Source organism: Streptomyces sp. YS-3, from assembly GCF_045257485.1.
GTDB lineage: Bacteria > Actinomycetota > Actinomycetes > Streptomycetales > Streptomycetaceae > Streptomyces.
Genome location: NZ_JBJHPC010000224.1, coordinates 1 through 10,742 on the forward strand (window position 1 = coordinate 1; position 10,742 = coordinate 10,742).

A 10,742-nucleotide genomic window follows, 5' to 3' on the forward strand; every position below is an offset into this window, starting at 1 on the left:
CAGTTCCCCGCGCCCCTCAGGGGGTACCGGCGAGGACGAACGCGATGGTGAAGCCGAGCCTTTCAGGGGCGCGGGGAACTGCGCGACCAGCCCCCGCCCCACCTGCGGACAACCACCGGCCCCGGGGGGCTACGCCCCCGAGACCTCGGCCAGGTACGCCCGTGCCTTCGTCTCGTGGAAGAAGTAGTTCTCGAAGTCCGACGGGTCGTCGAAGCCGTTCGCGAAGCGGTCCGCGACCGGCTGGAGTTCGGACGCCGCGCCGATCAGCTGGAGGACGTGCTCCGGCGGCACCCCCAGCATCGCGTTCGTCCACTTCACCACGGGCTGCGCGGTCGTCCAGTACCGCTCGAACGTCTCCCGCATCCACGCCTCGTCGAACGCCTCCTCCCCGCGCTCCACGATGGACGCGAGGTAGGACGCCGCGCACTTGGCCGCCGAGTTGGAGCCCTGGCCGGTGATGGGGTCGTTGGCGACGACCACGTCGGCCACGCCCAGGACGAGGCCGCCGCCGGGCAGCTTGGCGACGGGGTTGCGGACGGTGGGCGCGTACCGGCCCGCCAGCGTGCCCCCGGCATCGGTCAGTTCGACCTTCGTCGCCCGCGCGTACTCCCACGGCGTGAAGCGCTCCATCAGCTCCAGCGTCAGCGACAGGTGCTCGCCCGGGTCCGTGACCCCCTGGAAGACGTCCAACGGACCGCCGGGGATGCCCTCCCAGAAGAGGATGTCCGCCCGGCCGGACGTGGTCAGCGTCGGCATCACGAAGAGCTCGCCCACCCCCGGCACCAGGTTGCAGCGGACCGCATCGAAGTCGGGGTGCTCGGGGCGCGGGCCGAGCCCGTGCACATAGCTGACCGCCAGCGCCCGCTGCGGCTCGGTGAACGGCGAGCGCGAGGCGTCGCGGCCGAACATGGACACCAGCTCGCCCTTGCCCGCCGACACCAGCACCAGGTCGTAGGTGCGGGCGAAGAAGTCGAGGTCGGAGACGGCCGCGCCATGGATCACCAGCTGGCCGCCGCGCTGCGCGAACGTCTCCATCCAGCCGGCCATCTTCACGCGCTGGTCGACCGACTGCGCGTAGCCGTCGAGGCGGCCGACCCAGTCGATGGGGCGGGAGGCGTCGGGGGCGGCCACCGAGACGCCCAGGCCCTCGATGCGCGGGGCCTGGGACTCCCAGAAGTTCAGGCCGAGGTCCCGCTCGTGCTGGAGCGCGGTGTGGAACATGCACTGCGTCGACATGACCCGCCCGGAGCGGATCTCCTCGGCCGTGCGGTTGGACATGAGGGTGACCTCGTACCCCTTCGACTGGAGTCCGAGGGCCAGCTGGAGCCCGGACTGACCGGCCCCGACTATCAGGATTCTCCGCATGCGAATGTGCTCCGATACGTCAGCAGATACGAAATAGGGAAAGAGGGAGGGCAGAAGAAGGGGCCGTGCTTTCTGCGGGCCGTGTCCGCTACTCCGGCAGCTCTTCCAGCGCGTGCGCCACCAGACCCAGCAGTGACTCGACCACCGTGATCCGGTCGCGCGCGTCCATGATCACGACGGGGATGTGCGGCGGCACCGTCAGCGCCTCCCGGACGTCCTCCGGCTCGAAGGACTCCGTGCCCTCGAAGTGGTTGACCGCCACGATGTACGGCAGGCCGCAGCTCTCGAAGTAGTCGAGCGCGGGGAAGCAGTCGGAGAGCCGGCGGGTGTCCGCGAGCACCACCGCGCCGATGGCCCCGCGCACGATGTCGTCCCACATGAACCAGAAGCGCTGCTGCCCCGGTGTGCCGAACACGTACAGGACGAGGTCGTCGTCGAGCGTGACGCGGCCGAAGTCCATGGCCACGGTCGTGGTGGTCTTCTCCGGGGTCGACGAGAGGTCGTCCGTGCCCTCGCTCGCCTGGGTCATCACCGCCTCCGTCTGGAGCGGTGTGATCTCCGAGACGGACGACACGAACGTCGTCTTGCCCACGCCGAAGCCGCCCGCCACGACCACCTTGGTGGCGATGGGCGCCCGGGTGCGGTCCTGCTGCCAGGGCTGCAGCTCCTCCTCGGCGGACGCGGGCGCCGGTGGTGCGGCGGGCGCCAGGAGTTCAGAGGCGGCGGAGTCCACTCATGACCCTTTCGAGCAGCGCGCGGTCGGGCCGCCCGGGGCCGTGCCCGGTCCCGTACACACGGATTCTTCCCTGGTCGGCCAGGTCGCTCAGCAGCACCCGGACGACCCCCAGCGGCATGCGCAGCAGCGCCGAGATCTCCGCGACCGTACGCATCGCACGGCAGATCTCCACGATCGCCCGCATCTCCGGCATCAGCCGCAGCGGCGACCCGCCCAGCGCCCTGCGCTCCTCGGGGGCCTCGATGGCCGCCACGAAGGTCTCCACGAGCAGGACGTGGCCGAAGCGGGTACGACCGCCGGTCAGGCTGTACGGGCGGACCCGCGCCGGTTTGCGGCCGGCGCCGCGTATCGGCAGTTTGGGAGCGGACGAGGTCACTGGACGGCCTCCATCGACTGGCGCAGCTCGCTGCGGAGTTCGGGGGTGAGCACATGTCCGGCGCGGCCGACGAAGAGGGCCATGTGGTACGCGACGACGCTCACGTCGCAGTCCGGGGTGGCGTGCACCCCCAGCAGGGAGCCGTCGCTGATCGACATGACGAAGACGCTGCCCTCCTCCATCGCGACCACGGTCTGTTTGACGCCGCCGCCGTCCATGAGCCGCGCGGCCCCGTGGGTGAGGCTGCCGATGCCGGAGACGATGGTGGCGAGGTCGGCGCTGGAGCCGCGCGGGCCCTCGGCGCGGGGCTCGGTGCGGGTCTGCCGCTGGTCCGGGTCGGACGAGAGCAGGAGCAGGCCGTCGGAGGAGACGACCGCCACCGACAGCAGGCCGGGCACCTCCTCGACCAGGTTCCGCAGCAGCCAGTGCAGATTGCGGGCTTCACTGCTCAGTCCGAACGTGCCGGTGCCGGTCGCGGTCAACTGCGTGCCTCCTCGACTGTCTCCCCCGTCTGTGGCGTCTGGGTCTTCTTCTCGTCTTCGCTCGGTGTTTCCCGTACTTCCTGGATCTCGGTCTCGGCGTGCCTGCGGCCTTCCAGGGCCCCCTGCTGGAACCCGCCGAGCCGCCGCCGGAGCGCGTCGGCCATCTCGGTGCCGCCCTTGCGCTGTGCGGGGGCCGCGGGGCCCTGCTTGACCACCTTAGGGGTGCGCTTGGGCAGGCCCTTGTCGGTGACGCGCTGGGCGGGGACGGTGGGGGCGGGCTCCGTCGCCGGCTCCGGTCGCGGCTCCGTCTCTTCGGGCTGGGTCGCGGGGAGGCGCATCTCGAACGTCGGCTCGTCCACCCGCCCGTGCTCTTCCGTCTCCGCTTCCGGCTCCGCGTCGGCCGGTTCCGGCTCCTGCTCCTGCGCCGGCTCGGGCGCCCGCGCCGGGAGTGGGATCTGCGCCGTGCGCTCCGCCCGCTCCGGCAGCACATTGGAGTTGGCCTCCGCCAGCGCGCCCGGCAGCGTGAAGCGCGGCGCGTCCCCCTGGGCCGGTACCACGTGCGGCGGCGCCGCCGGGGGCGTCTTCGGCAGGATCGCCTCGGGCAGCACGACCACCGCCGCCAGACCGCCCTGCTTCTGCTCGCGCAGCTCGATCCGGACCCCGTGGCGCCGGGCGAGCAGCGCGGCGACATGCAGTCCGAGCCCGCCGGACTCGGTGCCGGGCTCCCCCGGCTCGTACGAGGAGGGGTCCGCGAGCCGCATGTTCAGCTCGGTGCGGCGGGCCGGGCTCACGCCTATGCCCTCGTCCTGGACCGAGAGCATGACCTCGCCGCTCTCCAGCTGCCAGCCCGAGAGCTGGACCTGCGCGTCCGGCGGGGAGAAGGAGGTGGCGTTCTCCAGGAGCTCGGCGACCAGGTGGCTGAGGTCGTCGGCGGCGAACCCGGCGACCTGGGCGTGCGGGGGCAGGGCCTGGATGACGACCCGCTCGTACCGCTCGATCTCGCTCACGGCGGCCCGCAGGACGTCGACGAGCGGGACCGGGCCGGGGTGGTTGTGGTGGTGCTCGGCGCCCGCGAGGACCAGCAGGTTCTCGCCGTGGCGGCGGATGACCGTGGCCATGTGGTCGAGCTTGAAGAGCGTGGCGAGCTGCTCCGGGTCCTGCTCGTGCTCCTCCAGGCCCTCGATGATGCCGAGCTGGCGCTCGACCAGGCCGAGGCTGCGCAGGCCGAGGTTGACGAAGGTGTGCTGCACGGTCCCGCGCGCCCGCTCCAGCCGCGTGGTCAGCTCCCGTACGGACGCCGTCAGTTCGGCGCGTTCGGCGGCGAGGCCGACCTGCTCCGCGCGGGCCTCGTCCAGGTGCGCGCCGAGGGTGTCGGCGCGGTCCGCGTGCTCGCGCAGCCGGTCGTGGAGCGTGTTGAGGGACCGTACGACCTGGGCGAACTCGTCGTTGCGGCCGGTGAAGCGGACCGGCTCCCGCGTCTCGGGGTCGCCGGCGAGACGGGCCGCGCCGCGCCGGAGCACCGCGAGCGGCCGGGTCAGGCTGCGGGCGGTGGCGGAGGAGATGCCGACGGCGAGCAGCAGCAGCGCGCCGATGAGCGCGACCCGCAGCTCCAGTGCGGTCACGTCGTCGTCGCGCAGCGACTCGAACCGCTTCACCTCGGCGGCGGCGAGCGCCGACTCGGTGCCGCGCATCCGGTCGATACGGGCGGTGAGCGCGGTGGCGACCTTGTCGGCTCCCAGCCTGCGGTCGGCGGAGCTGAGTTGCGGCTGGTCGGTGAGGCGGGCGAGATAGCGTTCGGCCGCGTCCACGTCCGGGCCGGTGACCGTGGTGGAGAGCTTCTCGCGGGCGGGGGCGGGGGCGGCCTGGTCGAAGTCGGCGAGCGCGGACTGCTCACGCACCCGCGCCTGCTGCCCGGCGGCGCTCAACGCGTCCCGGGTGCGCCCCTCTTCGCCGTCGCCCGTGTCCTTCTGGACGTACCGCCCGGTGATCGGGTCGTAGACCGGGGTGGTGGCCTTCTGCGGCACCGAGAGCGCGGCGACCAGCAGGCCCCGGGCGGCGGAGGCCTGTTCGACGGCGCGGCCGAGGTCGGCCGGGGCGCGGCCGGCGCCGGCGGCGCGCGCGGGGGTCTTGGCGGCCAGTTCGTCGGCGAGGCCGAGCAGCTTGGTGATGACGTCGGAGTAGGTGCGGTGCGCCTCCAGGGCGGTGCCCTTGCCGGTCAGCGCGGTGCGGCGGAGCGAGGGCACGGTGGCCAGGTCGCGGCCGAGGGCGGCGGGGGCGGTGGCGCGGATCTCGTCGACGCGGCGGTCGACGCGGGTGGCGCGGTCCTTGAGGGCGGCGTCCTTGCGCGGGTCGCGCCCGCCCGCGATGTAGGCGGTGACGTCGTCGCGTTCGTCGGCGAGGGCGTGGGCCAGGGTGACGGCCTGCTGGTCGAGCTCGGCCAGGGTGACCAGGCGCTGGGACTCGTTGAGGTTGGAGGAGGCGGTGAGCAGCGCGGGGGTGCCCGCCCCCAGGACGGTGAGGGAGACCAGGGCGACCGAGGTGACCAGCCGGGTCCGTACGCGCACGGGGCGCCCGGCGGCGGGTTCCGTCGTGGCGCGCTCGGTGCCCTTGACGGTCTCGCCGTCCTTGCCCCGAGGCCGCTTGTTCTGCACCGGTGCTCTCAATCTTGACTCGTCCACCATGAAGCCGAGGTGACGACCGGTCATGCGTCTCGTGCGTCGTGTGCGACGCGTTCCCACCTCTGCACGGCTTCCGACCATTCCAGTGGTTTTGGGAAGGAGGCATGCAACATCCACTCCGCCACCCGAACGAGTGAACAACACTCAGGAGTTGGCCTTCAACTCCCGCGGAATGGCCGCCCCCGCTCGTGTGGGAGGCCGGTTGGAACTTCCGCGCGGGCTTTGGCAGGATGCCCGCCCACAGCTTTCCCCCGGGCCTCCCGCCAGGGCCGCGGGGCGCCCACCGGTCAACTGGTCCAGGCCAATTGGCCGTCATGGGGGCGGTGTGAAGGCGTCGTGCAGACTGGCTCCATGCGCATCGAGCTCGCCACGGCCCCCGGAGACCCCGCACGCCCCAACGAGGACTGGGCCGCCACCGCGCTGCCCGCCGCCGGACGGGGCGGGGTGCTGGTGGTGCTCGACGGGGTGACCCCGCCGCCGGGCAACGGCGACTGTGTGCACGACGTGCCCTGGTTCACCGCCCGGCTCGGCGGCGCCCTGACCGAACTGTCCGGTTCGCGGCGTGACCTGCCGCTGACCCGGATCCTCGCGGAGTCCATCCGGCGCACCGCCGACGCCCATCGGGGCACCTGTGACCTTTCTCACCCACGCACCCCTCAGGCAACCGTGGTCCTGGCGCGTTGGGACGAGGAGGCGGTGGAGCATCTGGTGCTCTCCGACTCCGCGCTGCTCCTGGAGTCCCCGGACGGCGTGGTCCGGGCCGTCCTGGACGACCGCCTCGACCGGCTGCCGGCCGGCCTGCTCGTCTCGGACGAGGTGGCCGACGCCCGCGCCCGCAACAAGGAGGGCGGCTTCTTCACCGCTGCCGCGGACCCCTCGGTGGCCGCTCTGGCGGTCACGGGCCGTACCCCGGCCCGGGACGTGCGCGCGCTGGCCGCGCTGACGGACGGCGCGACGCGGTGGGTGGAGACCTTCCGCGAGGGCGACTGGGCGGACTGTCTGGCGCTGACGGCCAAGGCGGGCCCGCGGGGCCTGATCGACCGGGTGCGGGAGCTGGAGCGCGCGGACGCCGACGCCGGCCGTACGTATCTGCGGCACGGCAAGACGCACGATGACGCCACCGCCGTGTACGTCGAGCTCTGAGCCGCGGCTGCGGAGCCGGGGCGCGTCGTGCGGTTCCCGGCGGCCCTAGGGGCGCGGGGCGCCCGGCTCCTGCATGTCCGCCCTCGCGTTCAGCTGATGCAGCAGCCTCGCCAGCTCCGCGATCTCCCCGCGGTCCCAGTCGGCCAGCTTGGTGACGTACTGGGCGCGGCGGGCGTCGCGGACCCGGCGGAAGCGGTCCAAACCCTCCTCGGTGAGGCGCACCAGCGAGGCGCGCCCGTCGGCCGGGTCCGGCTCGCGCGCCACCAGACCCAGGTCCTCCAGGGCGCGCAGCTGGCGGCTCATGGTCGCCTTGCCCACGCCGAAGTACGCGGCGAGTTCGGTGGCCCGCTGCGGGCCGCCCTCCTCCAGGCGTACGAACAGCCCGTAGGCCGCGGCCTCCAGCTCGGGATGGACCGCGCGGGCCATCTCGCCGGAAGATGCCCTGGCACGCCTCAGGAAGACCGCCAGCTCGCGTTCGAGTGCGAGAAACTCCTGGTCCGGACCGTGCACATCAGCTCCCATTCCACGCTGCCTGGACGGGACAGTATTTCCCAGTCCCCTGTGGCCGGGGCCCCCGGCGTCGTGCGCCGGGGGCCCTTTGGCTCAATCACGTGTCGCGCCCGGAGGGCGTTCAGCAGGTGCCGGCCGGCCGTTCCCGGGTGACCAGGTCCGTCCAGCCGGTGGTGCCGTCCAGCCACACGACCTGACGGCCGCCCGCGGCGGACGGGTACAGCTGCTCCCCGCGGTTGCAGGACAGGCGCTCCCTGCGGGTGCCGTCGGCGCTCAGCTGCCACAGCTTGGGCAGGGTCTCGTTGCGGTACTGGGTGTCCGGCGGCGTGCTGTTCACCGTGACCGCGTCGTCCGACGCCGTCAGGTCGAACGGGAACAGCGCGCCGGGCCCGGCCTCGGCCTGGAGGTCCACCGCGCCGGTGCCGTCGAGGTCCGCGCGGCGCACCGCCAGCTGTCCCTGGTCGGCCAGGTTCTCGTCGACCAGCCAGAACACGTTCTTGCCGGTGATCCCGGTCTGGCCGATCGCCTGCGGCTCACCGAGCTGCTGGACGAGCCTGGTGCCGCCGGTGGCGAGGTCGTACGTCTCCACGCCGAGCTTGTAGTCGTCCCCGCTCGTGTAGAGCTTGGCGTAGGCGATCCTGCCGTCGCTCACCGAGGGCAGCGCGCTGCCGAGCTCGGGCTTGCCGCCGTCCACCAGGGTGGGTTCGCGGTCGCCGGGCCGCAGGAAGCCGACGTGCCGTCCGCCGAAGGTGTCGAACTCCTCGAAGACCACCGTGCCGTGGTCGATCCGCAGGTTCTGGACGGTGGTGGACGAGGTGTGGAGCGTCTTGACGGGGCCGCCGGCGAGCGGCCGGGAGAGGATGTCGACGCTGGTGGTGCCGAACGCCGCCCACACCACGGTCTTGCCGTCGGTGGCCGGATACACGTGGTAGCGCCCGTCGTTGGGGCTGATCAGCTTGGGCGCGCCCCTGCCGTCGACGCGTCCGGCGTAGACCGAGTAGGCCTCGGTGCCGTCGTCGTTGGACCGGGAGGTGGCCCACCAGCCGCCGCCCGCGGCCGTGCCCGTGCCGGTGGTGTTGAGCTTGCCGAAGAGGCGGTCGGAGTCGACGCCGAGGGCGTTCTCCCAGCCGGGCACGATGCCGTGCGCGCTGAACGACCGCTTGACCACGTTCTGCTGCCTGGCGGACAGCCCCATGTCCTTGGCCGCCGCGACCACCGCGTCGCGGGCCTCGGTGTAGCCGTCCAGCGGGGTCATGTACGTGGAGAGCGCCTTGTAGACGAGCCGGTCCGCGAGGAAGGGGTCCTTCGGGTCGAGGTCCTGGCGGATGTCCCACAGGGCGCCGGAGAAGATCGTCGAGTTGAGGTGGACGCCGCCGTTGTCGGTGGAGAAGGTGACGCCCAGGTAGTCCTTGGCCGTGGTACGGCCGTCGTTGAGGTCGCGGAAGGCGCAGTCGCGGGGCTTGGCGGTGCGGCACAGGTTCTCGCCGAGGAGCCCGGAGTCCGGGTCGTCCATCTTCGTACCGCTCGCGGTGACGTCGATGGCGTTGCCGAAGTAGTCCGCCAGCGCCTCGTTGAGGGCGCCGGACTGACCCGCGTAGACCAGGTTCGCGGTGTTCTCGACCACCCCGTGGGTCATCTCGTGGCCGACGACGTCGAGGTCGGCGGAGAGCGTCCGGTACTGGTCGTCGCCCGCGCCGTACACCATCTTCTGGCCGTCCCAGAAGGCGTTGACGAACGGGCCGCCCGCGTAGGTGACGCCCACCAGCGAGTTGATGGTCATACCGCGGCCGTCCAGGCTGTCGCGGCCGTGCACCTTCTTGTAGTAGTCGTAGACCTGGCCGGCCGCCCAGTGGGCGTCGACCGCGCCGGACTCGGTCGCGTCGCCGCTGTAGTCGGGGGACGGGTTGGTGAACTCCTTGAGCCCGTCCGGCCAGCGGCCCGAGGCGTCGTCGACGTCGACCGCGCGGGCGTCCCAGGTGTGCAGGGTGTTCTTGCTGGTGGCCGCCATGTGCGCGTAGTCGACGAGGCTGTACTGCCCGGCGCTCCCGTCGAAGGCCACCTCCAGCGGGACCCGGTCGCCGTTGGAGCGGACGCCGGTGCCGCTGGTGGCGGAGCCGGGCCCGGCGGCGGGTGCCTGCCGTACGGCGGCCCCGCTCGCCGCCGGGCGCGCGGGGCGGTCCGCGGTGAGCGTCCTGATCAGGCTGTACTGGAGCACCGGGAAGCCCGCGCGGGCGTCGACGTACACGTCCTGGAGGACCGGCCGGCCGGTGGCGGTGTCGGTGCCGCGCACGGTGACGCGGTAGGTGAGGACGCCGGCGCCCCGGGGGATGACGACCAGGCCCCCGGCCCGCCCGCTGAGCGCGGCGGCGGCCTTGGTCTTCGCGTTCCCGGCGGGCCGGACGTCCTTCTTGCCGAGGGTGGCGCCGCCGAGGCGGGCGGCGACCGAGGAGACGGCCCGGCGCACCGCGAGGTCCTGGGTGACCGTCGCCGTCGTGGTGGTGGTCAGACCGGTGAAGTACTTCCCGGAGGTGCCGGTGACGACGCGCCTGCCGTCCTTCTTCTCCATCCGCACCACGTACTGGCCGCCGAGCACCTCGACCCCGTGGTGCCGCTGCTGGAGCCGTACGGTCTCGTCCGCGCCCTGCCGCAGGGTCTGGACGGGGGTGAGGTCGCGGCCGGGGTCGGCTATCCGGTAGCGGCTCTCCTTGGCGGCGAGGTGGCGGCGGGCCGCGTCGGCGGGCGCGGCCTTCGCGTCGGCGCTCTCGTGGAGGCCGTCCACGAGGGCGGGCGTCTCGGTGCCCGCGCCGGGCACCACGTCGGCGGCCGGGACCTGCCGCGCGGGTACGGCCTGAGCGGCCGGTACGGCGGTGGCGAGGAGGGCGGCGGCCCCGAGGAGGGCGACGGCCCCCGCGCCCCGGGCCGGTGAACCGGCCGTCCTGCTCCCCCGGGTGCTGCCTGCTCCGGCTCTGCCTGCTCTGGGCTTGTGCAAGGTCGTTCCTCCACGGGCCGATGCGGGTCGCCTCCCGCGGACGGCGTCGGCCGCGCGGGAGGCCGGTGGCGCCGGTGGGCGCCGACTGGTCATGGCCATGCAAGCCGGTGGGGCCCGAACTCCTCAACGGGGCCTCCGCGTCGGCAGGGGAGCTTTGGCGTGAACGCGACCCGGGGCATCCGCCGGGAGCCGGGCGGCACGGCCGGGCGGCGGCGCCCGGCGCTCAACTGCCCACGGCTGAAAGTTACTTGCGGCCCGGACCGGTCGGCCCAGCTCGCGACCGCCCCGGCCACCTCGCCAGAGGCCTGGGCCAATGACAGTCGGACAGGCTCTTTCGCGTCACGGTCTACGTGCGTAGCTTCTCCCGTATGACATGTCCACAACGACATGTCGATCCCCCTGGCACACCCCCCCCCACCCTCGCCTTTCGGAGGCACGCAATGCCCGTGCACAGACCCGGAAC

8 protein-coding genes are annotated in these 10,742 nt (G+C 73.0%); 1 reads left to right on the forward strand and 7 read right to left on the reverse strand.

Features of this window, described 5'->3' with window-relative positions:
• Positions 1 to 129: 129 nt before the first annotated feature.
• The 5 genes from ACJA3G_RS19220 to ACJA3G_RS19240 form a co-directional block, all read right to left on the reverse strand.
• Entirely contained in the window at positions 130 to 1,365 is a 1,236-nt protein-coding gene (locus tag ACJA3G_RS19220; protein ID WP_406554244.1) for a styrene monooxygenase/indole monooxygenase family protein, read from the reverse strand.
• Positions 1,366 to 1,453: 88 nt separating this feature from the next.
• Positions 1,454 to 2,098 carry a GTP-binding protein gene (locus ACJA3G_RS19225; RefSeq protein ID WP_406554245.1) on the reverse strand — a complete coding sequence of 215 codons (645 nt, stop codon included), beginning with the start codon at positions 2,096 to 2,098 and terminating at the stop codon, positions 1,454 to 1,456.
• Positions 2,079 to 2,477 carry a DUF742 domain-containing protein gene (locus tag ACJA3G_RS19230; RefSeq protein ID WP_406554246.1) on the reverse strand — a complete coding sequence of 133 codons (399 nt, stop codon included), beginning with the start codon at positions 2,475 to 2,477 and terminating at the stop codon, positions 2,079 to 2,081. Before ACJA3G_RS19230 ends, ACJA3G_RS19225 begins: the two co-directional genes overlap by 20 nt.
• Positions 2,474 to 2,959 carry a roadblock/LC7 domain-containing protein gene (locus ACJA3G_RS19235; protein ID WP_406554247.1) on the reverse strand — a complete coding sequence of 162 codons (486 nt, stop codon included), beginning with the start codon at positions 2,957 to 2,959 and terminating at the stop codon, positions 2,474 to 2,476. Before ACJA3G_RS19235 ends, ACJA3G_RS19230 begins: the two co-directional genes overlap by 4 nt.
• Positions 2,956 to 5,610 carry a nitrate- and nitrite sensing domain-containing protein gene (locus tag ACJA3G_RS19240; RefSeq protein WP_406554251.1) on the reverse strand — a complete coding sequence of 885 codons (2,655 nt, stop codon included), beginning with the start codon at positions 5,608 to 5,610 and terminating at the stop codon, positions 2,956 to 2,958. Before ACJA3G_RS19240 ends, ACJA3G_RS19235 begins: the two co-directional genes overlap by 4 nt.
• A gap of 378 nt (positions 5,611 to 5,988) precedes the next feature.
• Here ACJA3G_RS19240 and ACJA3G_RS19245 point away from each other — a divergent pair, with 378 nt between their 5' ends.
• Positions 5,989 to 6,780 carry a hypothetical protein gene (locus ACJA3G_RS19245; protein ID WP_406554248.1) on the forward strand — a complete coding sequence of 264 codons (792 nt, stop codon included), beginning with the start codon at positions 5,989 to 5,991 and terminating at the stop codon, positions 6,778 to 6,780.
• 45 nt (positions 6,781 to 6,825) lie between these two features.
• On the opposite strand, the gene ACJA3G_RS19250 is transcribed toward ACJA3G_RS19245, so the two are convergent.
• Both ACJA3G_RS19250 and ACJA3G_RS19255 read right to left on the reverse strand, forming a co-directional pair.
• Positions 6,826 to 7,302: a MarR family winged helix-turn-helix transcriptional regulator gene (locus tag ACJA3G_RS19250; RefSeq protein WP_406554249.1), complete on the reverse strand. Its 477-nt coding sequence runs from the start codon at positions 7,300 to 7,302 to the stop codon at positions 6,826 to 6,828.
• A 109-nt stretch (positions 7,303 to 7,411) separates the two neighbouring features.
• Entirely contained in the window at positions 7,412 to 10,279 is a 2,868-nt protein-coding gene (locus tag ACJA3G_RS19255; RefSeq protein WP_406554250.1) for a M4 family metallopeptidase, read from the reverse strand.
• Between the last annotated feature and the right edge of the window lie 463 nt (positions 10,280 to 10,742).

Excerpts from the sequence above, each read along its gene's own strand:
- ACJA3G_RS19220 (WP_406554244.1), bottom strand. The coding sequence starts at position 1,365 with ATGCGGAGAATCCTGATAGTCGGGGCCGGTCAGTCCGGGCTCCAGCTG.
- ACJA3G_RS19245 (WP_406554248.1), top strand. The coding sequence starts at position 5,989 with ATGCGCATCGAGCTCGCCACGGCCCCCGGAGACCCCGCACGCCCCAAC.
- ACJA3G_RS19250 (WP_406554249.1), bottom strand. The coding sequence starts at position 7,302 with ATGGGAGCTGATGTGCACGGTCCGGACCAGGAGTTTCTCGCACTCGAA.